The organism is Rhodoluna miladensis (SeqCode) (assembly GCF_965234705.1).
Classification (GTDB): Bacteria; Actinomycetota; Actinomycetes; order Actinomycetales; family Microbacteriaceae; genus Rhodoluna; species Rhodoluna miladensis.
In genome coordinates, this window is record NZ_OZ248465.1 from 363,359 (window position 1) to 387,381 (window position 24,023).

22 protein-coding genes and 1 riboswitch are annotated in these 24,023 nt (G+C 50.3%); of the genes, 13 read left to right on the plus strand and 9 right to left on the minus strand.

Going from position 1 to position 24,023, the window contains the following annotated elements; genetic code table 11:
* The first annotated feature begins 3 nt into the window (after positions 1-3).
* From AC8GDC_RS01815 to AC8GDC_RS01830, 4 genes are all read left to right on the plus strand, one after another.
* Positions 4-1,758 (plus strand): acetolactate synthase large subunit, encoded by a 1,755-nt coding sequence (locus AC8GDC_RS01815; protein WP_506558183.1) that lies wholly within the window; start codon positions 4-6, stop codon positions 1,756-1,758.
* A gap of 2 nt (positions 1,759-1,760) precedes the next feature.
* Positions 1,761-2,267 (plus strand): acetolactate synthase small subunit, encoded by a 507-nt coding sequence (gene ilvN / locus AC8GDC_RS01820; RefSeq protein ID WP_506558184.1) that lies wholly within the window; start codon positions 1,761-1,763, stop codon positions 2,265-2,267.
* A 68-nt stretch (positions 2,268-2,335) separates the two neighbouring features.
* A complete protein-coding gene (gene ilvC, locus AC8GDC_RS01825) occupies positions 2,336-3,361 on the plus strand; it encodes a ketol-acid reductoisomerase (protein WP_506558185.1) in 1,026 nt (341 codons plus the stop codon).
* A gap of 136 nt (positions 3,362-3,497) precedes the next feature.
* Positions 3,498-5,363, plus strand: a complete 1,866-nt coding sequence (locus tag AC8GDC_RS01830; RefSeq protein WP_506558186.1) for an acetoacetate--CoA ligase — start codon at positions 3,498-3,500, stop codon at positions 5,361-5,363.
* On the opposite strand, the gene AC8GDC_RS01835 is transcribed toward AC8GDC_RS01830, so the two are convergent.
* A complete protein-coding gene (locus AC8GDC_RS01835; RefSeq protein ID WP_506558187.1) occupies positions 5,356-6,354 on the minus strand; it encodes a LacI family DNA-binding transcriptional regulator in 999 nt (332 codons plus the stop codon). The two genes, AC8GDC_RS01830 and AC8GDC_RS01835, sit on opposite strands and share 8 nt — an antisense overlap.
* A gap of 6 nt (positions 6,355-6,360) precedes the next feature.
* Positions 6,361-7,353, minus strand: coding sequence for a Gfo/Idh/MocA family protein (locus tag AC8GDC_RS01840; protein ID WP_506558188.1), 993 nt, complete (start codon positions 7,351-7,353; stop codon positions 6,361-6,363).
* Between the two features lie 94 nt (positions 7,354-7,447).
* Between AC8GDC_RS01840 and AC8GDC_RS01845 the strand changes: the two genes are divergently transcribed.
* The 5 genes from AC8GDC_RS01845 to iolD are packed head-to-tail and all read left to right on the plus strand — an operon-like array spanning position 7,448 to position 13,254.
* Positions 7,448-8,350 carry a TIM barrel protein gene (locus tag AC8GDC_RS01845; RefSeq protein ID WP_506558189.1) on the plus strand — a complete coding sequence of 301 codons (903 nt, stop codon included), beginning with the start codon at positions 7,448-7,450 and terminating at the stop codon, positions 8,348-8,350.
* Positions 8,351-8,362: 12 nt separating this feature from the next.
* A complete protein-coding gene (gene iolC / locus AC8GDC_RS01850; RefSeq protein WP_506558190.1) occupies positions 8,363-9,298 on the plus strand; it encodes a 5-dehydro-2-deoxygluconokinase in 936 nt (311 codons plus the stop codon).
* Complete coding sequence (locus AC8GDC_RS01855; protein ID WP_506558191.1) at positions 9,295-10,209, plus strand: Cgl0159 family (beta/alpha)8-fold protein; 915 nt, start codon at positions 9,295-9,297, stop codon at positions 10,207-10,209. Before iolC ends, AC8GDC_RS01855 begins: the two co-directional genes overlap by 4 nt.
* 19 nt (positions 10,210-10,228) lie before the next feature.
* Positions 10,229-11,404 carry a Gfo/Idh/MocA family protein gene (locus tag AC8GDC_RS01860; protein WP_506558192.1) on the plus strand — a complete coding sequence of 392 codons (1,176 nt, stop codon included), beginning with the start codon at positions 10,229-10,231 and terminating at the stop codon, positions 11,402-11,404.
* Complete coding sequence (gene iolD / locus AC8GDC_RS01865; RefSeq protein WP_506558193.1) at positions 11,404-13,254, plus strand: 3D-(3,5/4)-trihydroxycyclohexane-1,2-dione acylhydrolase (decyclizing); 1,851 nt, start codon at positions 11,404-11,406, stop codon at positions 13,252-13,254. Before AC8GDC_RS01860 ends, iolD begins: the two co-directional genes overlap by 1 nt.
* Positions 13,255-13,289: 35 nt before the next feature.
* On the opposite strand, the gene AC8GDC_RS01870 is transcribed toward iolD, so the two are convergent.
* The 4 genes from AC8GDC_RS01870 to AC8GDC_RS01885 all read right to left on the minus strand — a co-directional run bounded on the left by AC8GDC_RS01870 (position 13,290) and on the right by AC8GDC_RS01885 (position 15,945).
* Positions 13,290-13,631, minus strand: a complete 342-nt coding sequence (locus tag AC8GDC_RS01870; protein ID WP_506558194.1) for a hypothetical protein — start codon at positions 13,629-13,631, stop codon at positions 13,290-13,292.
* Positions 13,618-14,085, minus strand: coding sequence for a prevent-host-death protein (locus tag AC8GDC_RS01875; protein ID WP_506558195.1), 468 nt, complete (start codon positions 14,083-14,085; stop codon positions 13,618-13,620). The genes AC8GDC_RS01870 and AC8GDC_RS01875 overlap by 14 nt, the downstream gene beginning before the upstream one ends.
* 180 nt (positions 14,086-14,265) lie before the next feature.
* Complete coding sequence (locus tag AC8GDC_RS01880) at positions 14,266-15,318, minus strand: hypothetical protein (RefSeq protein ID WP_506558196.1); 1,053 nt, start codon at positions 15,316-15,318, stop codon at positions 14,266-14,268.
* A 30-nt stretch (positions 15,319-15,348) separates the two neighbouring features.
* Positions 15,349-15,945 carry a hypothetical protein gene (locus tag AC8GDC_RS01885; RefSeq protein WP_506558197.1) on the minus strand — a complete coding sequence of 199 codons (597 nt, stop codon included), beginning with the start codon at positions 15,943-15,945 and terminating at the stop codon, positions 15,349-15,351.
* 19 nt (positions 15,946-15,964) lie between these two features.
* On the opposite strand from AC8GDC_RS01885, the gene AC8GDC_RS01890 reads away from it, so the two are divergent.
* Complete coding sequence (locus tag AC8GDC_RS01890) at positions 15,965-16,762, plus strand: TspO-related membrane protein (protein ID WP_506558198.1); 798 nt, start codon at positions 15,965-15,967, stop codon at positions 16,760-16,762.
* A gap of 732 nt (positions 16,763-17,494) precedes the next feature.
* Positions 17,495-17,607: riboswitch (SAM riboswitch) on the minus strand.
* A gap of 93 nt (positions 17,608-17,700) precedes the next feature.
* Here the strand turns inward: AC8GDC_RS01890 and AC8GDC_RS01895 are convergent.
* A complete protein-coding gene (locus AC8GDC_RS01895) occupies positions 17,701-18,630 on the minus strand; it encodes an endonuclease NucS domain-containing protein (protein WP_506558199.1) in 930 nt (309 codons plus the stop codon).
* Between the two features lie 6 nt (positions 18,631-18,636).
* Complete coding sequence (locus AC8GDC_RS01900) at positions 18,637-19,425, minus strand: GIY-YIG nuclease family protein (protein WP_506558200.1); 789 nt, start codon at positions 19,423-19,425, stop codon at positions 18,637-18,639.
* A 329-nt stretch (positions 19,426-19,754) separates the two neighbouring features.
* Here AC8GDC_RS01900 and AC8GDC_RS01905 point away from each other — a divergent pair, with 329 nt between their 5' ends.
* From AC8GDC_RS01905 to AC8GDC_RS01915, 3 genes are all read left to right on the plus strand, one after another.
* On the plus strand, positions 19,755-20,471 hold the full coding sequence (locus AC8GDC_RS01905) for a hypothetical protein (RefSeq protein ID WP_506558201.1): 717 nt from the start codon (positions 19,755-19,757) through the stop codon (positions 20,469-20,471).
* The gene (locus AC8GDC_RS01910) at positions 20,464-22,071 is read left to right on the plus strand and encodes an Eco57I restriction-modification methylase domain-containing protein (RefSeq protein WP_506558202.1); all 1,608 of its coding nucleotides are present in this window, start codon (positions 20,464-20,466) and stop codon (positions 22,069-22,071) included. Before AC8GDC_RS01905 ends, AC8GDC_RS01910 begins: the two co-directional genes overlap by 8 nt.
* 147 nt (positions 22,072-22,218) lie before the next feature.
* Positions 22,219-22,338, plus strand: coding sequence for a DUF8730 family Cys-rich protein (locus AC8GDC_RS01915; RefSeq protein WP_506558203.1), 120 nt, complete (start codon positions 22,219-22,221; stop codon positions 22,336-22,338).
* A 32-nt stretch (positions 22,339-22,370) separates the two neighbouring features.
* Here AC8GDC_RS01915 and AC8GDC_RS01920 read toward each other — a convergent pair whose 3' ends face one another.
* Entirely contained in the window at positions 22,371-23,771 is a 1,401-nt protein-coding gene (locus tag AC8GDC_RS01920) for a cytochrome P450 (protein WP_506558204.1), read from the minus strand.
* Positions 23,772-24,023: the final 252 nt, after the last annotated feature.

A 24,023-nucleotide genomic window follows, 5' to 3' on the forward strand; every position in this document is an offset into this window, starting at 1 on the left:
TAAATGCCAAATGAGGTCCTAACCGGTGCTCAAGCAATCGTTAGATCGCTTGAGCTACTAGGCATTGACACCATCTTTGGTCTGCCCGGTGGTGCAATCTTGCCCACCTACGATCCACTGATGGATTCGAAGAAGATCAGGCATATTCTGGTTCGCCACGAACAAGGTGCCGGTCACGCTGCCGAAGGCTACGCCTCGGCTTCTGGAAAACTAGGCGTTTGTATTGCTACCTCTGGCCCTGGTGCCACAAACTTAGTGACCGCAATTGCCGATGCCCACATGGACTCGGTTCCAATGCTCGCGATCACCGGTCAGGTTCCTTCCACTCACATTGGAACCGACGCCTTCCAGGAAGCTGACATCGTCGGTATCACCATGCCGATCACCAAGCACAGCTTCCTAGTTACAAAGGCAGAAGATATCCCAGGAGTTATCGCAGCTGCAGTTCAGATTGCAACTACCGGTAGACCTGGACCTGTTTTGGTTGATGTTGCCAAGGATGCTCAGAACCAGAAGGCTGAGTTTGTTTGGCCGCCGAAGATCGATCTTCCTGGCTTCAAGCCAACAACCAAGGCCCACGGCAAGCAGATCGCTGCTGCAGCTGATCTGATTCTTTCCTCGAGTAAGCCGGTTTTGTATATCGGTGGTGGATCTATCCGTGCCGGAGCTCACAAGGAGCTACTCAAGATTGCCGAACTAACTGGAGCTCCTGCAGTGACAACATTGATGGCAAGAGGCGCACTTCCTGATACTCACCCGCAGAACCTTGGTATGCCGGGTATGCACGGAACCGTGCCTGCTGTGACTGCGCTGCAAAAATCAGACCTTCTTATTACACTTGGCGCTCGCTTTGATGACCGAGTCACCGGAGATGCCAAGAGCTTTGCAAAGGGTGCGAAGGTCATCCACATCGACATTGACCCAGCTGAGATCGGCAAGATCCGTCACGCTGATGTTCCAATCGTTGGAGACCTAAAAGAAGTTCTTCAGGAGCTAAACGCAGAACTAGAGGCCAAGACCAAAGGCAAAAAGCCAGACCTAAAGGAATGGTGGGTGTTTATTGATGGACTCAAAAAGCGCTACCCACTTGGCTACGACTGGCCAGAAGATGGCATGCTTTCCCCCCAATACGTAATCGAACGAATTGGTGAACTCTCTGGCCCTGAGGCAATCTTTGCCGCCGGTGTTGGTCAGCATCAGATGTGGTCGGCTCAGTTCATCAAGTACGAAAGACCTAACTCCTGGCTGAACTCAGGTGGAGCTGGAACCATGGGCTACTCGGTTCCTGCAGCTATGGGTGCCAAGGTTGCACAGCCTGAGCGACTGGTTTGGGCAATCGATGGCGATGGCTGTTTCCAGATGACCAACCAGGAGCTTGCTACCTGCACGATCAATGACATTCCAATCAAGGTTGCCATCATCAACAACTCTTCTTTGGGAATGGTTAGGCAGTGGCAGTCGCTGTTCTACAACGGCCGCTACTCAAACACCGACCTGCACACCGGTCAGGACTCAATCATGATTCCGGACTTCCTAAAGCTTGCCGATGCCTACGGATGCCTTGGCATCCGAGTCACTAAGAAGGAAGAAGTCGACGCGGCTATCAAGCTAGCCATGGAAACCAACGACAAGCCGGTTGTTATCGACTTCGTAGTTGGAAAAGATGCCATGGTTTGGCCAATGGTTCCAGCGGGTCTATCAAACGACGAGGTGCAGTTCGCTAAAGACGCAGCTCCAGTTTGGGATGGGCAGGAGTAAAGATGTCTAGACACGTACTTTCACTGCTGGTTGAAGACAAGCCAGGTCTATTGACCCGCGTAGCGGGTCTGTTTGCCCGTCGTGCTTTCAACATTGAGTCTTTGGCTGTGGGAGCTTCTGAGGTTGAAGGCCTGTCCCGAATCACAGTTGTGGTTCAGGTAGAAGGCCTTGCCCTTGAGCAGATCACCAAGCAGCTAAACAAGCTGATCAACGTGATCAAGATCGTCGAACTAGAGCCAGAAATGGCTGTTCAGCGTGATCATTTCCTAGTAAAGGTAAAGACCGATGCAACCAACCGCTCCCAGGTGCTGGAAGCGGTGGACCTGTTTAGGGGCCGAGTTATAGACGTGGTTTCAGACGCGCTAATCATCGAGATCACCGGAGAAGCCTCTAAGTGCCAAGCTTTTGTGAAGGTCCTAGAGCCATTTGGCATCAAGGAACTGGTTCAATCAGGTGTCTTGGCTATGGGCCGAGGATCAAAGTCAATGAGCGAAAAGATTTCTAAGTAAGTAATAAAAGAACACTTTGACCCTCGGTTGTCGTGGGTTGAGACACACAAGGAGAAAGAAAAAGACAAATGGCAGAAATTTTCTACGACAAGGACGCCGACCTCTCAATCATCCAGGGTAAGAAAGTTGCCGTTATTGGATTTGGTTCTCAAGGTCACGCTCACTCGCTAAACCTCAAAGACTCAGGCGTTGACGTTGTCGTTGGTCTAAAGGCAGACTCAAAGTCCAAGGCCAAGGCCGAAGAGCAGGGTCTAAAAGTTCTTTCCACTGCAGATGCTGCCAAGTGGGCAGATGTCATCGTGGTGCTTGCTCCGGACCCTCGTCAGCGCGATCTATACACCGAGTCAATCGAGCCAAACCTAGAAGCCGGAAACGCACTGGTTTTTGGTCACGGATTCTCAATTCGCTTTGGTTACATCAAGCCACCAGCTGGCATCGATGTTTTCCTAGTTGCGCCTAAGGGACCTGGACACATCGTTCGTCGCGAGTATGTTGACGGAAGAGGAGTACCAAACCTTATTGCCGTTGAGCAGGATGCCACCGGCAAGGCAATGGAGCTAGCGCTTAGCTACTCCAAGGCAATTGGTGGAACCCGCGCCGGAACCATCAAGACCACTTTCGCTGAGGAAACTGAGACTGACTTGTTCGGCGAGCAGGCTGTTCTTTGTGGTGGAGCTAGCCAATTGGTTCAGTACGGCTTCGAGACTTTGACTGAAGCTGGCTACCAGCCAGAGGTTGCTTACTTCGAGGTACTTCACGAGCTAAAGCTCATTGTTGATTTGATGTACGAAGGTGGAATTGCCAAGCAGCGCTGGTCAGTTTCTGACACAGCTGAGTACGGTGACTACATCTCAGGCCCACGCGTTATTGGACCTGAGGTAAAGGTCCGCATGAAGGAAGTTCTAACCGATATCCAAAACGGTGCTTTTGCTAAGCGATTCGTTGCCGACCAGGATGCCGGAGGACCTGAGTTCCTAGCGCTACGCGCTAAGGGCGAGGCCCACCCAATCGAAGCTGTTGGTAGAACACTAAGAAAACTGTTCTCCTGGATCAAGAACTCAGATGATTACAAGGAGGGTTCGGCTGCAAGATAGCCTTACCATCCCAACAAGGATTCAAATAAAGCAAAGCCCTCGCTTCGGCGGGGGTTTTCTTTATCTTTCAGGTTAGCTAATAGTTTTACCCGAATGCTTTTGAGCAAAGGGAACCAAACCAGCTACGCTTTGGAGCATGTTGCTCAAATCTCTTATTGAACGAAACGGGATGGAAAATTTCCGAGAGCTTCACGCTTGGTCGGTGAAACACACCGAACTGTTTTGGTCGCAGGCTTGGGATGACTTGAGCATCATTGGACAAAAAGGCAGCTTGGTTCGAAGTGGAGCAAATTTCACCGGAACTAAATGGTTTGAAGAGGCCAGACTCAACATTGTTGAAACCCTGCTCGCCGGAGATTTCGATCAAGAGGTATTGGTAGAGCTAAGCGAGCATGCCCCAAGACGTTGCCTAACCCGAGGTCAACTCCGATCTGAGGTGGCGGCCTGCGCAGCGGGCCTTTTGGCCAGCGGTATGAAAAAGGGTGACCGGGTTGTGGCGTGGATGCCAAATGTTCAAGAAGCTGTGGTTTTGGCACTTGGAGCTTTGAGCCTAGGCGCGGTAGTAAGCACCGCCTCGACAGATTTTGGTCCAGCAGCACTTATTGATCGCTTCGGCCAGATTGAGCCAGTGTTTTTGCTTACCACCGCTGAATATCAGTACGGGGGAAAAAAGTTCAGTCTGCTAGACAAAATTGACCAAGTTGTTTCGGAGCTGCCAACTATCAAACAGGTTGTGGTTGTAGGGGGCTCTGGCACCCACCAAAGCTGGGAAGAATTTCTAGCGCCCCACCGCGGTGCCGAGCTGGAGTTTGAAAAACTAGATTTTGCTCATCCGGGATTCATATTGTTTTCCAGTGGCACAACCGGCAAACCTAAGTGCATAGTGCACTCGGCTGCCGGTGTGCTCCTAAAGGTTCTCAGCGAGCAGGGCTATCACCTGGATATCAATCCAGGAGATCGTATCTTTTACTCAACCACCTGCGGCTGGATGATGTGGAACTGGCTGGTAATGGGTCTTGGGCGTCAAGCAACCATCGTGTTGGTTGACGGTAGTCCTAGCTATCCGGAAATAACAAAGCTTTGGTCGGTAGCAGAAGAAGAAAAAGTGTCATTTCTTGGAGTATCGGCTGCCTTGATAGACAGCTGGAGAAAACGGGCTCTGGTTCCTAAATCAAAATTCGACCTCAAAAACTTGAAAACCATAGCCTCCACCGGATCCCCGCTTTCACCAAGCGGCTTTGATTGGGTTGCCGAATCAGTTTCGGATTCGGTGGCTCTAGCTTCGATTGCCGGTGGGACGGATGTCTGCGGTTGCTTGGTGCTCGGGGTGCCAACAGAAAAGGTGGTCAGGGGAGAGATTCAAGGACCAGCTCTCGGGTTAGATATCGCAATCTTTGATCAGAATGGAAAAGAAGTTGCCCCGGGCGAAGATGGCGAGCTGGTGTGTAGAAATGATTTCCCAACCGTCCCGCTGAAATTCTGGGGTGATGATTCTGGCGCAAGGATGCGCGCTGCTTACTTCGAGAGATTTGAAGGGGTCTGGGCACACGGGGATTTTGCCAGAACCACCAGCTCTGGCGGGTTTGAGATTCTTGGTCGGGTGGATGCCACCTTGAACTCCAGGGGAGTACGAATTGGCACCGCCGAGATTTATCGGGTGGTGATGAATCTGCCCCAAATAGCCGGTGCACTGGCGGTAGCTCAGCCTTTTGATGGCGACACCAGGATCGTGCTGTTCGTTGTGACCGAAGATCAGCTGGATCAAGGCCTTATCCAGATGATCAAATCCAGCCTGAGAGATAACGCCAGCCCCCGCCACGTTCCTTCTCTTATTGTCTCGGTGCCGGATTTGCCAAGAACTCGAAATGGCAAGCTAAACGAATTAGCGCTGGCCGATATCATCTCTGGCAGGCCAGAGCGAGATAGCTCAACGCTGGCGAACCCTGAATGCCTTGAGTGGTTTCGGGATTGGGCCAAAAGCTTCAAGGAAGAAGCTAGATAGCAGCGGAGGTGCCGCGCACCACAAGCTTTGATGAAACTCGGATGTGTTGAGATTTACTCCCGGGGTTTTTGATTCTTTGCACAAGAGCTTTTGCTGCAAGTCGACCAAGCTCATCAAGGGGCTGGGCGATGGTAGTCAGATTCACACTTCGAAGCGCTCCCAGACTTATTCCGTCATAGCCAACAACCGAGACATCTGCTGGAACTGATAGACCGGCTTCTTCAATGGCCGCGATAGCACCCATGGCTGCGATGTCATTGGCAACAAACAGCGCAGTTGGTTTTTGACTGAGTGCTTGAATCGCTGCTTGGTATCCGGTGGCATCGGTGAGTCCTCCGGAAACAACACTGGAAAAAGCTTGCCTACCATGTTGCTGCATAGCCAGACGATATCCCTGGACCCTGGAATGAGAAACCGGATTGTCGCCACCGCTCAGGCAAACAATCTTTGAGTGACCAAGTGAAACTAGGTGATCAACTGCCAGCCTGGCTCCGGCAACATCGTCATTGCAAACGGTATCTAGGGCCGAAGAGATCACATCCTCCCGGGTCACAGTCACCGTTGGCACCTCATTGGCAATTTTCGTGAGTTCCCTGGAACTTAGTCGATGAGAAATCAGAATCAGACCCTCGATTTGAAACTGCAGCAGAGAGTCAATCTCGGTTTTTTCAAGAACGGGGTCTTTACCTCCGGTCACCAGCATGGTGGAGTATCCGTAGTCTCGAAGCTCGGACTGAACCCCATCCAAGATCTCAGCAAAGACGGGGTTGTGCAGGTCAAGAATCAAAACCCCCATGGTTTGGCTGCGCTGGACTGCCAGGGACCTAGCGGCTGCGTTTCGGCGGTAGCCCAGGCTTTCCGAGGCTGCCAGAATCCGCTCTCGGCTTTTCTCACTGACTTTTTTTGACCCTGAAAGAGCCAGCGACACCAGCGACTTGGACACTCCGGCCAATGAGGCCACGTCGTGAATAGTTGGTTTGCTTGTGGACATTGTTGGCTACAAAACCTCAGCTACGCGCACTGATTTGCCACTTGATGCCGATAACTCACAGGCCTCGGCAATCCGCAGGCTCTCAAGCGCGGAATCAGCTGGGCAGGGGTTAGCTATTTCACCGCTGGCGAATGAAACAAAGGCATTGGTTTCATTTCGAAAGGCATCTCGAAAGCGATCGACAAATCCCAGATACGGATTCACATTTAGCTTTAGTTGCTGCTCCAGATCATGAAGCGGGGTTCGAGTATTCAGTCCAGCTGAAATTGAATTCTTAGAACCAAAGGCTTCCAGCCTGACATCTTGTCCGAGTCCATTGTGACGGGTGCCAGAAATTATCACGGGTACGCCAGAAGTGGTTTTAGCAACCACCGCCGAAGTGTCGGCATCGCCAAAGTCGGCATAGTCCTGGTGTTCTAAAACAGACTTGGTGGCAAAAACGGTTTCGACTTCGGTGTCGGTGAGCCAGCGAATCAGATCAAAATCATGAACGTGCATGTCGCGGAAGATACCGCCACTGCCTTCAATGAACTCCCTGGCGCTGGGAGTGAAATCGTGTGCGGTCATGGTCAGCGAATACAAAGTGCCAATTTCACCGGAGTGAATTTGCTGTTTCATTTTTTGAATGTTTTCATCAAAGCGGCGCTGAAAACCAATCTGCATCGGGGCTCCGTATTTTGCTGCTGACTCGATGGCGGCTCGGGTTCCAGAAAGACTTGCGGCAATTGGCTTTTCGCAAAGCACAGGCTTGCCGTGGGGGAGTACTTTGGAAAGCACCTGCTCGTGGGCGGCCGTTCCAACGGCAACCACGAAGGCATCCGCCTCAATCGAACCAAGTAAGTCCCAGGGCACAAACTGGGCTGAAAACTTCTGAGCCAGTGCCATACCGTGATCGGGGTTTCGGTTTGTGATCAGCACCTTGCTAACCTTTGGGTTTTCGCTTAGGTCCTCGGCGCGGATGGCGCCCATGCGACCTGAACCTATGACCAAGACCTTCAAGATCTGACCCCCTTTTGGCTTCGCTTGCTGTGGTGTTGCGGAAAGTGCCTTTATTCTGGCATACTTTTGGAACGTTCCAACGAAAGGGTCCCAATTGTCTGACTTTTTATCCCGTGTTGCCTCAGCACCAATTTCCTGGGGTATTTGCGAGGTTCCCGGCTGGGGCGAGATGCTTCCCACTGAGCGTGTTCTCAGTGAGATGAAGGGGCTTGGTTTTACCGCCACGGAACTTGGCGCCCCTGGATTTTTACCATCCGATCCAGCGTCGGTGAAAGATGAGTTAGCCAATTACGGGATGCAATTGCTTGGTGGATTTACTCCAGTGGTGGTGCACGATAAATCTCAGCGTCAGGCAACCATCGATAGCGCCACAGCCACAGCAAAGCTCTTCCAAATCGCCGGAGCCACCAAGTTTGTTTCGGCTGCCGTTCAGGATTGGGACTGGTCCCTTCCTAGAGCGTTGTCAGTTGATGAGCAAAAACATGCAGTTGAGATGTTTGGAATTATTGATGAGATCTGCCAAGAGCACGGTCTTGATCAAGTGCTCCACCCACACGTTCAAACCATTGTGGAAACAAAAGCGGACATGCATCGATTCTTGGATTCTTGCGACGTGAAGTGGTGCTTGGACACCGGACACACGGCCATCGGTGGACAAGACCCAGTGCAGTTTGCCAAGGACGCTATGGAACGAGTCGGTCACGTTCATCTCAAAGACGTTCAGCTTTCAATGGTTCCAAAAGTTCTGAGCAGAGAGGTCACTTTGATGGCCGCGACTCAGGCTGGTTTGTTTACACCGCTTGGCCAGGGCGATGTTGACATCATGGGAGTAATCCAAACTCTAGAAAATGCTGGATACCAAGGCTGGTATGTAATCGAGCAAGACACCGCACTCACTTCTGGTTTTCCAGCCGAAGGTGAAGGTCCGGTTCATCAGGTAGCAACTTCAATGGACTACCTAAGAAACACCGTTGCACCAACTTTGGTTTCGAAGTAGAGAAAACAAATCGTGGATGTTCTAAGTGTTGGCCGAGTGAGCGTAGATCTTTACGCCAAAGAAGCCAACGCCGGATTTGACTCCCAGCAAAGCTTCACCAAATCGGTTGGCGGAAGCCCGACCAATGTTGCAGTTGCCTGCGCCCAGCTGGGGCTTGCATCAGCACTTGCAACCAAGGTCGGAGACGACTCCTTTGGGCAGTATGTGATCAACAAACTCAAATCCTTTGGCGTGGACACCAGCTTTGTTGGAACAGTCGAAAACGCCCAGACCCCGCTGGCTTTTGCAGCCCTGACACCGCCTGAAACCCCAACGGTGGTTTTCTACCGTGGGGTAGCGGCGCCAGATACCCAACTCGATAGCCTCAGCGTGCCCGCCTCGCTGGTCCGGGAAACCAAGATTCTTTGGATTAGCCAGACCTCTTTATCTCAAGGCACAACTGCCGAGACTTGCCTTAGCTGGATGGGGCTTCGCGCATCTGATTCTCACACCATCTTGGATCTTGACTACCGGCCGCAGCTTTGGGCTTCTAAGCAAGACGCTCGTGCCATGGCTACTTCCGCAATCGCATTAGCGAGCATCGTGGTTGGAAACTTGGAAGAGTGCGAGGTGGCTCTTGGCACAACTGACCCAATCGAAGCCGCCGATGCTCTGCTTGCAGCAGGTGTAAAACTTGCGATAATCAAGCTTGGAGCCGAGGGAGTACTCATCAAATCAGCTAGTGAGCAAATAGTGATCCCAGCTCATCCGGTCGAGGTTGTCTGTGGCCTTGGAGCCGGCGACGCATTTGGCGGAGCGGTTTGCTACGGATTAATCAATGACTGGGACTTAGGAAGAATTGGCACCTTTGCCAATGCCGCCGGAGCACTTGTTGCAACACGATTGACCTGCGCCGATGCGATGCCAACCGTATCAGAGCTAGAGAAAATGTTAGCGGGGGCAGCGTGAAACTTGAAAGAGAGCACTACCAAGCACTTCTAGATGCGAGGGTTTTTGAACCGCACAGTTTGGTTGATGCACTAAAGGCAAGACGTCGTCGAAAGGCACTGAGCCCGGACGGTAATTTACTTATCCTGGCCGCCGATCACACCGCTCGGGGCAAGATTTCAATTGGTAACAATCCAGTAGCGATGTCAGATCGCTTCACGCTTCTGGAGCGACTAGTTTCAGGCCTTGCCAATCCGGCAGTTGACGGGGTATTGGCAAGTGCCGATATTCTCGAGGAGCTGGCCTTTCTTGGAGCACTAAATGACAAGCTGGCAATTGGAACCATGAACCGCGGCGGCATCATTGGTGCCAGCTGGGAATTAGATGACCGGCTTACTTCCTATGACGCCGAACACATCGAGTCCATGGGGCTCGATGGGGGAAAGACCCTGATTCGCATTGATTACTCAGACCCCGGGGTTGCCAGAACAATCGAAACCGTTGCCGCCCTTTCCACCAAGCTTGCCGACAGGAAGCTGCTTTCCCTGATTGAGCCGCTGCCGTACAGAAAAGACAAAAAGGGCACCGCCGTGCTGGATCCATCCGATGAGGCCCTAACCAAGGTGGTGGCCATAGCTTCAGGGCTTGGCTCCTCCTCGGCATACTCTTGGCTGAAGGTTCCAGCCAGCAAGCAAATGGCGCTGGTTGCCGGGGCAACTAGCCTTCCTGTTTTGATGCTGGGTGGGGAACCAACCCAAGATGACAGTGAATTGTTTGGTCGCTGGGAAGCTGGCATGAGAATTCCAAATGTTCGTGGGCTGGTGGCCGGAAGGTCGCTTTTGTACCCTGCGAATTCGGATACTTTTGGAGCGGTGTCCCGCGCCGCAGACTTGGTTCACAAAGCGCTCGCAAATCGCGACGGCTCAAAATAGAAAAAGGAAAACACGGCAAATGAACAAACGCATCGGTATCGCTGTTCTTGGTTTGGGCTGGATGGGCGAGGCTCACTCTCGCTCGGTGCTTCGAATTCCCTCACTGTTCCCAAAACGCTCCTTTGACCCGAAGCTGGTTGTTTGCGCTGACACCGAACCATCCAGGCGCGAAAGAGCAGTCAGTGACTTTGGATTTGAGCGAGCGGTTGAAGACTGGCGCGAGGCGATTAATTCCGACGACGTTGATGCCGTTTGGGTCACCGCACCAAACATGCTTCACGTTCCGATGATTGAGGCAGCTGCTGCAGCCGGCAAGGCGATCTTCAGCGAAAAGCCAATCGGTGGAAAGCCTGAGCAAACCGTTGCAGCTCTAGCTGCTGCCAAAAAAGCTGGTGTTGCAACCGGTGTTGGCTATAACTACATCTGGGCACCGCTTGTTATTCACGCCAAGAACCTGATTGATTCTGGAGCACTGGGTGAAATCACCCATTACCGCGGCAGGTTCTTGTCGATGTATGGAAGCGATGAGCTGGGACTTCTAACCTGGCGCTTCATCATGGATCAGGCTGGCTACGGTGTCACCAGCGATATCCTTTCGCACTCGGTATCTATGGCCCAGTACCTAATCGGGGATATCACCGAGGTAATAGGTATGAAAAACACCACAATTCCTAAGCGTCCGATTCCAACCGGAGCCGCAGGTCACTACGGCAGAGGTAAACCAGAAGATCCAAAGGGAAATGTTGAAAACGAGGATTTTGCCTCAATGCTCTGCACCTTCAAAAACGGCGCCACCGGAACCTTTGAGGTTTCCAGGACCATGGTTGGACCTGAGAGCCAGAACGCCTTTGAGGTCTATGGAACCAAGGGAGCGATCTCCTGGAACCTAGAAAAACTCAACGAATTGCAGTACTACGAGCTAATCGAAGATAAGAACTCAGGCTACAAGACCATCTACGGTGGCGATCGGTTCCCGTTCCACGCCAACTTCGTTCCAGGTCAAGCCAACGCAATTGGCTTGGAGGATTTTGTTGCTATCGAGGATTACAGCTTCCTCGAATCGCTGGCAACCGGCAAGCCTTTTTCTCCGAGCTTCAAGGAAGCTGTTGACGTCGTTAGCGTTCAGCAGGCCCTTATCAACTCTTGGGAATCACGATCCTGGGAGAAAGTCCGTGACCTTGGGAGTGCCATCTAATGAGCATTAAAACAGTCAAGCTAACAACCGCTGAGGCAATTGTTCGATACTTGATCGCCCAGCGCATCGAAATTGATGGTCAGAACCTGCCACTGTTTCCAGGTGTGATGGGAATCTTCGGTCACGGCAACGTCACCAGCCTCGGTCACTCACTAGAGATGCATAGAAAAGAGCTTCCGGTTTGGCGTGGCCAGAACGAACAAGGCATGGGCCTTGCCGCAGCAGCCTTCGCCAAAGCCAAGCGTCGCCAGCAAATATTGGTTGCCACTTCTTCGATTGGACCGGGAGCCACCAACATGGTGACCGCTTCGGGAGTTGCCATGGCCAATCGTTTGCCGGTTTTGTTTATTGCCGGTGAAACCTTTGCATCGCGACTACCGGATCCAGTACTGCAGCAGGTCGAGCACTTTGGCACCCCATCGATTACCGTCAACGATTCATTCCGTTCGGTCTCCAGATACTGGGACCGCATCACTCACCCGGCCCAGATTCTAAGCTCGCTACCGCAGGCGGTTGCGACCATGCTGGATCCAGCCGATTGCGGACCTGCCTTTATTGGTTTGCCCCAGGACGTTGCTGCCGATGCTTACGATTTCCCGGTTTCTTTCTTTGAGACTAACTTGCGCGAAATTGCCAGGCCAAGGCCCGACCTTGGCCAGTTGGCCAAGGCGGTAGCCCAGATCAAGGCAGCCAAGAAGCCAGTAATCATCGCCGGCGGTGGCGTGCACTACTCACTCGCCGAGAAAGCGCTTGCTGACTTCGCCGAGAAGTTTGGCATCCCGGTTGTTGAAACCGTAGCTGGAAAATCATCCCTGGTGGCAAGCCACGTAGCCTACGCAGGCCCGCTTGGAGTCACCGGAGCCGAAGCTGCCAACAAGGTAGTTTCCAAGGCCGATCTGGTTTTGGCAGTTGGAACCAGGCTCGAGGATTTCACAACCGGTTCTTGGACTTTGTTTGCCGATGATGCAAAATTCATCGGCATCAACGCGGCTCGCTTTGATGCCGTGAAGCATCAGGCGCTACCGCTGGTTGCCGACGCCAGAGAATCTCTTAGCGAACTAACTAAGGAACTAGGCTCTTGGGTTGCCGATTCAGCCTGGACTACCGAGTCCAGGTCCTTCAAATCTGAGCTGCAGGCTTTTGTTGATTCACGGGTAGCCGACGACAACATCTGGCCACCAAGTTATGCCCAACTGGTTGGTCTAGTTCATGAGAGTGCAACGGCAGAAGATTATGTCTTGACCGCAGCCGGTGGATTGCCCGGAGAGCTGAATATCAACTGGATGAGTAAGGCCGTAGCCTCCTTCGACTGCGAGTATGGCTTTTCCTGCATGGGCTACGAAATTTCCGGTGCCTGGGGAGCTGCCATGGCCAGAGAAAAAGGCGAGGTCTACGCGATGGTGGGGGATGGCTCGTATATGATGATGAACTCAGATATTTACGGCTCGCTTCTTTCTGGACACAAAATGATTCTGGTGGTTTGTGACAACGAAGGCTACGCCGTCATCGAGCGACTACAGGTCAGCCAGGGCGGCGCCTCTTATAACAACATGCTTTCCGATTCCACCGGAACCGGAACAGATATAAGAGTGAACTTCAAAGCTCACGCCGAATCAATGGGAGCTGTGACCTTTGAGGTTTCAAGGCTTAGCGAATTCTCGGAAGCTTTGGTCAAAGCCCGCGCCGCTGACAGAACGGCAGTGATTGTGACCAAGGTAAGAGCCAAAGACTTCACAGAAGGCGGAGCCTTCTGGCAGGTCGGTGTTCCAGAAGTCTCCGAACGAGCTGGAGTTCAAGCAGCAAGAGCGAAGATGGATCAGGGACTCGAAAACCAGAGGCCTGGCGTCTAGCTAACTGGATCATGGCAGCCAAGTAGCATTTGGCCTTACTTGGTCTGGTTTGGGTGAGAAGTAAAAACCTCATCAATTAGGACTTGGTTGCCAATGATAAAGTACCAAATTCTCGAGCCATGGGTCAGGCTCAGTTTTAGCTGGTAGCGCCGGTACAGCATTCCTTCGAATTCAACGGTTGCAAGTTTTCCTTCCAATTCGGAAAACAGTGGTGTTTCGAGCGTTGGGTTGTTTGTTAGAAACTCCCAAGCGGAAGTTAGGTCGCTTCGCCTAGTGGCAAAAAGATCATTCCACTTTTTCTCAGTTTTTGGTGAGGTGAAAAAGATTTCGAAGTCTGATTTTCGATACGGCCTTGGTACTGGTCTACGGTTTCTCAATTAGGCGTCTAGGTCGCTTCACCCGGACTGGCTTTTCAAGCCATTCCTTGGGTTCTTCGCCCCAGCCCATTGAGGTTGCGTAAGCCGTCTCTCTCCAGGAAGAAAGCTTGCGCATAGCGGCATCCGGTGCGTTCATAGACACCGAAGAAATAGTTGTTTTGATTAGGTCATCGACACAGACAGCGCGCCAGTGATCATCCAACGGATGAATCCACGGGTACTGCTTCATCATTCGCTCGACTATGGTTCCCTGCTCGTCAGCCAAAGCTGACATCACGCGGGATGCATGAACCATGAAATCAGAGCTATCCTCGGCTCTGGCCTTGGCCATAATCAACAGATCCTCACCGTCTCTTCTTGTGACGGTGACGGGATTTAGTTCGGCAGCCGAAAACACCTTCAGGGGATTGCGACTTAGCTCCGAAGACTGAACTTCATAAATTGCTTTGCTCATGCCAGCAGTATAGTTCAGAATGTATTCTGAATACAGCAACTAGGGCAATCTGTGGAAAAGTTATCGGCCCTTAGGCTTCGAGCCCTTCCAGATACTGTTTATCTCTGGAGCCTTGGGAGCTCTTTCACTAACGACGTACTCTGTTTCCGGGGAGGATCATCCAAATTCCATTAATCACGACTAGAACGGATTGTCAGTTTTGAACCTATAGACCGCATAAGAAGCCATTTTGTCGTAGAAAGCAAGGTGGTCTAGCCCAAAGTGGCGTTCAAAAGACTTATAGAACTCCTCCCTTTCTAGCGACTTGAAGAATTCCACGAACTTGTCGTAACCGTAGACAGCAATGAGAACTTCAGTCGCCAGAGAGCCTAAGTAGTAGCCCAGTATGTAGGAGGATTCTGCGTCCTTCTCACCGTGTTTTGCGCTCTGGATCATTCCGTCAATGAAATTTTTACGGGTTGCGGGTTTAGCAAACCTTACGGCAGTTTGGTCTTCGTAGATCGAATCCTTGGCCCATGACAAATAAGCTCCCACATCCGCCGCTCCGTTTTGAGGAAGTTTTCCAAAGAAAAGTCCAAGGTAAGACGCCGTACCTTCTATGAACCAGTTTGGTCCATAAGGTACGCCGGGCTGAGATGCTCTTTCTTGAATAAAGTGCGTAAACCCATGATGGTTGAACATCTGCAGAAGATGACTTGTATCGGTCTTTGGATAGCAGTTAACTTCAAAGTCCGCCCTGTAGTTGACCTCGCAGTAATCTTTGGGCTTGAGCTTCTCGCAGAATTGAAACTTGTCACAGAGCAGTTTGGGGAGAGTTTTGAAATCCTTGGGGTGGGCCCAAATGACGGTGTAATCCTTCACGTACTTGATGTTGGAGTAAAAACCAATCATCTTCTTCAGGTCAGCCCGAGTATTTGCGGAGAGTTTTGGATCTGCGTTCTTAGTGTGGATATGTATCCAGCTATCACCCATGGGCTTAGATGCGCGCAAGCGAGCAAGAACCTGCCTATAAGCACTTTCTCTTACTAGTTTTGGATCTAAGTTCTCCCAAGAAACCTTCGCGTACAAACCGTCTGACCAGATTGACTGGGGAGAGATTTCCGAAGCAACGATGGAGACCGGCTTCGAGATCATCGAGGAATCGGTGCCTACCTCATCGGCAGAGCTTGCTGAAACAGTCGAGGTCGAGACTATGATCGCCAAAGACAGCCCGATTACTCCCAAAGTTCTCATTAAAAAAATGCTACCTGTTTCCCAGTTGGCCTAAGGTACAAGCCCTTTCCACATACTGCGAATCTCCGGAGCCTTAGGGGCTCTTTCGCCAAAGAGGGCTTTGTATACCCTTCTACCCGACAGGTAGTGAGCTAGCTGGATCATTGCAGCTGAATAGATCTTGCCTTTTAGATACTTCTTATACAGTCTTGCTGTTGCCTTAGCCCAAGGATCTCCGTGGTAACCGCTGGTTAGTGCATGTCCTACCTCATGCAGCAGAGTCTCTTTGTCGAAGTGGCATAGGAACATAGCCTTTTGCTCATGGTCCCACCAACCCATGGCATGGGGAATATCTCCCTTGAGGCCAAAGTGTGAATGAATCCTCACCCAAGAAACCTTGAGCTTTTCTTTCTTTACGATCTCTTCCAATAACAGCAAACAAGGCTTCCATAGCTTCCAGGCACGAGAGTCAAATTTCAGTCCTGGCCTTACCTCAAAGGAAAGCTTTGTTGCCCAAACCGGGAGCATCCGGTAGCGGCCAGCTACCTTGAGCTCAATCAATTGGTTGGGGTTTGAGGGCATGAATTGATAGTAAGCGCAGAACAATGGGTTTTTGAACAGCAGTAGTGGAGCTGTTAGCAAGTCCATAGAAAGTTAGGCTCTAGGTATGACCTCTTCCTTACCAGCACGCATCGCAGCCCTTGCAAGCTTTGGCTTCGTGCTGGTGATGAACGTGGTTGCCTCAGCACTTCCCTTGAGTGGGCTATCTGTTGGGGGAGTATCCGATAAATACACCACCTTGTTTGCACCCATTGATTTCACCTTCGGTATCTGGGGGCTTATATACCTGGGCCTTACCATCTATTCCTTCACCCAGCTGTTTCAAGACAATGAGGTAATAACCAAGATCACCCCTTGGTTTATAGCAGCCAACATCTTCAACGGATCCTGGATCATTGCCTGGCGCTTAGAGCTGCTCTGGCTATCATCTTTGATTCTTATAGGGCTACTTATCTGCCTATACAAAATCAACAAGGTGACAACTGCCAAAAGAACCACCTTCGAGCAAACCATCTCGGTAAGGCTCCCATTCGAGATTTACTTCGGCTGGGTCACGGTTGCAACCATCGCCAACATCTCATCTTTCTTGGTCCAGCTTGGCTTTCAAGATGGATACCTGCTTAGCGCTGAGAGCTGGACCATAGCAATACTGGTGGTTGCAACCCTCATTGGCACAGCAACCGCCCTGGTGAATTCCTCACCGGCATACTCACTTGTATTGGTATGGGCTTTCTTTGGTATCTACTCCCGGCACACCTCACCATTCGAATGGAACTTCCAATACCCAAGCATCATCCTTGCCACCCAGGTCTTGATGGCCTTGCTGGTGGTTGTGAGTGTGGGGGCGGGGGTTAGGTGGTTGAGGGAGCCAAATAGCGCAAATACAAGACAGCAGCCCAAATAACCCGCTTAATGTGGGCTTTTGCTCGGGTTTAGAGGGACCCTGACTTCCGCCCTACAGCTTGAACTCAGGAATGTCGGTGGCTACCTCTATCTTGAAAGTAAGTCAGGGGTTTGTCATTCTCCTTCTGGCCTTAGGTCTAGTGCCTAGTTGTGTAAATACATGGTTGCTCCGTGTACTGACGTTTCTCTCTCTAGTCAGTAGAAAAGCCCCGGGTTTTATCCTCCCCGGGGCTTTTCTTTTACCTCGAACCTTAACGTCGGTCCCTGTATTTACCTTTCTCAAACAACAGGGGTTGAGATTCTGACTTGAGCTGAGGTGTTATTGAGCGCATGCTTCTATAGGCTGCCTCGAAAAGCTGAACGCAAAACCCTCGGAGTCTGCAGTTCCCACAATCAGAACTCGGAAGTCCTCAGACCAAGCTAAATTGCTATCCGAATGGATAGTAATTAGATCCTGAATTGTCTCCGCGTGATGATTCCAGAAGGATCTAACAACTCCTTCTATTGAAAGCACAACTGTGTTTGGCGACTCAATACCAATCCACGTAGCAGGGATTCGAGTCGACTCGAAGGCCTTGCGTAACTGTATGTAGTGAGGAGCGTGCCCCGGGTCGTAACTTCTGCACTTTCCATCGAATGCTTGGCTTGCAACTCCAATTGCTGTTTCTACGTAATGCATTTGATGCCTCTTTTCTCAGGGCAAGAAAAAAGCCCCGATAGCTTCGGGGCTAAAAGCCCCACCTTGCCAATGCCTTATGGCATTGACCGCATCTTCTTCCGGGGGCACCCAATGATGGAAGGGTTGCCGTTCAGCTAGCCGGAAGGCTTAGTGCTGAACTCTTGATGCCTCTTTGACGCTAGCACGAACCAATAAAAATATGCTACAGAAGCACAGAAAATTCGAGTCCGTTTTTCGTTTCAAGAGCGGCAAATGTGAGATTAGTTGCTGGCTGTCAGCTTAAAGCTGACCTCATATTTATAGAACTCAATTCCTTGTGTAACAGAGAGTGCACGTCGAACCCTGAGGTCATCATCAAGCCCGATAATGATTCCCCGCACTGTTTGACCCGATTCACAGAGCTCATCTTTGACAAATCCCATGTAGCGCTGGATCTGACCAACGACAACATCAGAAACGCGGCCACGCTTTAGTTCAATGACCAACAGCTCTTTCTTGTCCTTGCTGATTGCAAGAATGTCTAGGTTTCCGGTATCGGTGCTATATTGCTGCCCAATCAGCACACCGTTCTCCTCAAAGATGTCGTAATTCTTGGCAAGCTCAGTGTTGGCCCAGTTGGCAACCAGAAACTCCTCGAGGTGTTTTTCTAGTGCAAAGGAGGACGCGTTTTCAACGTCCGGGTTAGAAGCTATTAGCTCTGGTCTGTTAGTAGGCCCAAGCAGGCTTTCTATTTCTTGGGCGTGCTCCTCCAGGCGAGTAACAGTTCCTTGAGTGGCTAGCGATCTTCTAAGTCCATCTGACAATACGTTTTTATCGATTAGACCTGAGACCCAATCCACCGGTCTGCGGTGGGGAAGTGGACCACCCGCCTGGAAGTAGTAGTCGCCTGTTATCCGCCCAATTTGGTACTGACCTTGCCCATTTGGGCTAACAATCAGATCATTCCTACCAAGTCCAAAACACAGAGTCCATGTTTGCCCACAAGCCAAACCTGCCGAAACCTTTGAATTCATCCCATACTCGGTCATAGCAATAGGAATGAACTCCTTGTTGAAGTCCTTCCAGTTGTCATGGAATTTTCCGGAAAGATCAAGATTTTCAAGCCATCCAGTTCCAACCCAGGACTCCCCAGAAGCCTGAGGGAAGTGAGCCGCGCCTTGTCCTAGCGCGCATTTGTAGTAGCGAGTCATCTCGACCTACTCAGCGTCTCTAGTTTCGATGTCCAGCTTTAGCGTCTCTGCAATTTCATCTAGAAACTCAAGGGTTGTTGCAAACCACTCTGTTCCACCAGATTTAGCAGATGTCTTGGAGTGCCCGGCCGACATCAAGAGTTTGTGAAACTTCTTTTCCAAAGCAACGTAGTCAACATCAGAACCTACCGACTCACCCGTAGGGTCTGTGTAAACCCTTAGGATCACAGGGTCCTCTGGCATCGCGGTTGACCGAAGCTGCTCTGAAACTCGCTTGTTTACAACGCGGCCGGTCTGGCCTATCTTTAGCCAGAACCTTTCAGGGTCATACTTGGCAGGAATCTTTAAGTATGTGGGGAATGTGTAGACATAAACTCCACCAAGCTTTTCAACTTTGTCAGTTAGCTCCTCTGACGCCTCCTTCAGCCTTGCCTGCTCTCCAATAACAGCTTCATCATCTTTTTCGACAGCGTCGGCTAGATCACGAAGCGCTTGAAGGTAGCTGATTGCTTCTGCGGAAAGTCCCGGATTGTCCCTAAGTACACCACCGAGTGATCGAGCCGTGCTAGCTGCTACAGACGGCGCTCTCGGTGGAACACCTTCTTTCACATAACGGACTACGCGAGCAAGGTTTGCTGCAGCGCCTGCATTAGCCCCAGCGCCCATTTGAGCCATGACTGTAGGAGAAGTAACACCTTCAGACATAACACGAGCCACTTTTCCTAAGACTCCGTCATTTTCCTCAAGCGCACGGCTAATTTCCTCAAGGACTGCTGGCTTAGGTACTGGAATCACTGTTCCCCCTGATTCGACTCTGTCTCTATAGACTAGCCACATCTTGCGACAGAAGTAGGGGCTGCTTAGACTAGCAGCCCTAAATAAGCAGGCTTTGCTTTCTAACTCGTTCAAGATCAATCAGTAAACCAGGGCCAAGCCCCAAAACGACTAGGAGTCCTTGATAACCATGATCACTTTTGTGGCACGTGCCTCAGGATCTTAAGTATGAGAACAAGGCCAGATTCCCCCTGGAGTCCCAATAATCAATCTTCAATCAAGAGTTAAATCATAGATTCAAGAGCGCGCTGCCATTAGTGGACGTATCTTGAGATTACAGTAGGAGGCAAATGCTTAACTCTGCAGATCAAAGAAAAATCAAACAGTTAGCAACAGATTTCTGGAATGACGAGGTTGGGTCAATCGCGTTTCGTTCAATTTTTGGAGGCAAAGAAAAAGGTCATAGAATCGCGGACTACGTCGACGAAAAGACGACTGAACTCTTGAGTCGAGAAATGGATACTGGCTACCTGCGCGACAAAAATGGCAAACTGGCAGATCGATCGATGGGTGACGTTTGGATAAAGTCCAACGGTGTTTTTCATCCGCTTAACGTTAAGGCCGGTGAATATTCAGACCAAGGAGGAAACCCTAATCTTGTTGCTCTCAACAAAGTACTAAAAGCATTACTAGAGCGCAAAATAGACTCATACTATCTTCTCATTATCAAAATGCAGGTGACAGATCAAGAAGGTCTCGAAAGTGTCGTACCTAGGGTCTATCTTGTTGATATGTTAGATCATCTCGATGTAGTGAGCTTCGATTCTGGTCCTGGACAGCTGATGCTCAAGGAAAAACAGTTTTACTTGAAAATGAGTTCGGAGGACAAATCCAAGACTCTCAGCCTTGCGAATAAAATCGAGAAGCTGATTGAGCTCAAGGAAAAAGGCGACGAAACATTGATTGCAAACAGACTCACCCGAAGTAAGAAGCTTAAAGAACTCAAGAGGGAGTACGAGGAGTCCTCACAACTGAATCTAGACCAGCGGGATATGAATATTGGTTGAGGCTAAGGCATCGAGAATCAAAAAACGGCAACTTGGCCAATACATGACTCCTCAAAAGTTAGCGGATCAGGTTCTGGCAGAGGCAAAGGTAGATTGGTCGAAATCAGGAAGGTACTTAGAGCCGAGTTTCGGTGAGGGTTCCTTTCTGGTTGCAATGATTGAAGAATTGATTGAGTATTACGGAAATCGTGATCAGACTACCCTGGACTACATTTTTGGCAATCAAATCTTCGGGGTCGAATTGGACCCGCAGTTGTACGCAGGAACTATTTCGAGGCTCGAGAGTTCTTATGGAAAAATAAAGAAGCACAATTTAGTTAACGAAGACTTCTTTCTAGTTCCATTCCTAAACAATCACTTCGACTTAATTGCAGGCAACCCACCCTTTGGCGGTACCTTCAACCCAGATATTGAAGATCAGCTTGATCGAAAGTTTGGAAGCTGGAAGTCGCACAAGCTAAAGAAGGAAACCTATTCATTTTTTATTGCGGCCGCTTTAGAGATGCTCGTCGAGGGGGGCAAGCTCTTGTTTCTCTCCTCGGACACGTTTCTGACGATTAACACTATGGCAGGACTTCGACACAGACTACTCGATCAAGCCACCTGCGAAATTCGCCACCTTCAATACTTTTCTGACGAAACAGACCAAACAGTCCTGGTGATTGATGCAACACGAAGTATGTCCACCGATTCAATATCTCTGGACGGTAAAGCAATCCATAGAAGACAGATGCAACTTACTGGCAATTTTTCCTGGAAGATTGACGACAGATTTGCAAAGTACTTTACAGGTGCCACCGTAGGAGATTACGTGGTTTGCACATCCGGCATGACTATTGGCGACAACAAAATGTTCGTCCGAGAAATTGTTGACGGTCACATTATTGAGCCAACAGAGTTTATCTTCTTTGAGGAAAAAATTACTCTTCGCAGAGAGCTAGAGAGAGCCCGATTAAACAAGCTATCCCAACAGATGCAGTCAAAGTTTAAGGACATTGAAGCCTCGGGCCAGACTCGAAGAAATGTAAAAGTCATGCCACTGAATATTCCTAGAAGGATTTCTATTCCAAACGAAGACTACTTGCCGTATAACAAGGCAATGTCTGGAATCATTTACCGTCCACCAAAGTTTGTTGTTTATTGGAAAGATGAGGGAGATGCGGTCCTTACTTTCAAACGAAACGGAAGCTGGTACTTGCATGGTGTGGGTGGGGGCAAGTACTTTGGGCGAGCTGGGCTGACTTGGTCCTTAGTTTCTTCAACCATCAACATGAAAATTCTCGATGAGGGCCAGATACTTGACAGCGGTGCGCCATGCGCATTTCTGCGAGATGGTGTACCCGAAAATGAACTGTGGTTTATATTCGGCTGGTGCTTGTCCGATCTTGCGACAGAGATTCTTAAGGGTGTGATTAACCACACTCGGAACATTCAAGGAAAAGATGTCGAAAGATTGCCTTATCCAAGTTGGATTTCAGATTCAGTTAAACAGGGTGTAGTAAGACGGATGAAGGAACTAGTTGCTGAAGCGAGGAGCGGACGGGAATTTAAGCGTTCAGATCCCGAATTGGTAGAGCTATCAAACCAATTCGAGATCTAGGCCGCTAATGCCAGAGCTCATCAGGTGCTAGTCCTTCCGATGAAAGGTACCCTCACCCTTTTCCTTTTCGGGTTTGCACGGATTTGGGTAACATACCCCCCCAGGGCACACACTTATCCCAGGTAAACATTTCTATAGGAGGAACCCATGTGTTCACCAGTTAACTGCTCGACCTGTAACAAGATCACTTGGTCTGGTTGTGGGGAGCATATTGAAGAGGCTCTAGCTGGAGTGCCAGAAGAGCAGCTTTGTACCTGCAATAACTAGCTCTTTTTAGTTTTTTTAGCTTGTTGTTGGCTTTAGCCAACAACAATGGATGGAACCCCACCCTTGGGCCTAAAGGTTGCTCTTGGTTCTGCTGTGGGGAGATCTTTAGCTATTGGTTTAGGTCTTTTGGTTCTTGCCATCTCTAGCAAGATGATGTGTGCTTCCAGTAATGCAAACTGATCTCCCAGGCACTTTCTGGTTCCTGCTAGAAAAGGGAAGTATGCGCCGCGGGGAAGGCTATCTTCGTAGTCGTTTGACCATCTCTCGGGTGAGAACTTAGCTGGATCTTCAAAGAACTTGGCTGATCGGTGGCTGGCGTATTGGCTAACTAGAACGTGTGCTCCCTTGGGAACGGCTACTCCTGCTACCTCTATATCTTCTATGGCTCGTCTTGGCGATACCCATACCGGGGGAGCAAGTCTTAGTGCTTCTTGGAAGATGGCTTTGGCTGTTGGTGCTGAAAGAACCTGTCTTATCTCCGGTGGTTGATCATCCGGTAGATACTGATTAGCTTCCTGTCTTAGTTTTTCCCAGAGATCGTCGCGGTCTCTAAGGTAGGAAAGCGCCCAGGTCATGACGTTGGCTGTTGTTTCGTGGCCGGAAAGAATCAGGGTTAGGGTTTCATCTCTAACATCGTCGTGGCTTAGGGCTTGGTTCTCATCGTCCCTGGCATCTAGTAATAGGCCGAGTAAATCAGTTCCGTGGCTGCCGCTTGCTACCCGCTCTGAGATGATGTCTTCGGCAACATCGGCTAGGTATTCGGCCGATTCCTTGAACTTTTTGAAATATGGAATCGGGCTTTCATCAAATTTGTCTAGGCCTGGAAGCATGGTGCGCTCGATGCGATCGATCGCAACTCCCATGTGGTGTTGGACGCCTTCGGCGTACTTATCTATATCTGTTGAAAATAGAAGCTGTGCGACGATCTGGAAGGTCAGCCGCATCATTTCCTCGTTGGCTGATACCTGCTGGCCCAGTTGCCAGTTCGCCAGGTGGTTTTTGGTTATTGCGCTCATGTTCTTGGCGTAGTCGTTTAGTTGCCCGTGGTGAAAGGGCGGTTGCATCATTCGGCGGTGCCGAAGATGCACCGGCTCTTCGTTTGTGAGTAGTCCTTTGCCTAGGACCTTATGCATTCTTTCAAAGCCCACTCCCTTGACAAAGGAGTGCTGCTTTTTCACCAGGACGTCGGTGACGCCCTCTGGTGAAAAGAAGGCAATGAACAGCTCGCCTCCTAGAAAAAAGGAGGCAGTGTCCCCGTACTTGTTCTGAAGATCAAGCAAGAACTTGGGGGTATCGCTTAGAAACTTTAGGGTCAGTAGTCCTCCAAGGGCATTTGGGCCCTTGGGGAGATTAGCTAGCCCTTTTTTGGAGCGAATGGCCTTGGGTTTAGCCGGGTATTCGACTGGGCGCTCGGAGGTATATGGTCTTGCCATTTGGGGCCTCCTCATTGAGCTTTCGTTGAGCTTGAGTGTAATAGGAATTGGCCTAGGGGCTAAAGACAGTTTTGGGAGTAGCTTGTAGCCATGGTGCCAAAGTCAAGAATGAGAGTTTGGGCGACCAGGATTATGGTTGCCGGGCCAGTTATTGCCTTTGCTCCAGTTGTTCTGTGGCTGGTTTTCTCTATTGGCTGTTATAACGCCTTTGATGAGAGCACTTGCGCTGGGGCTGTTTATCTTTGGTACCTG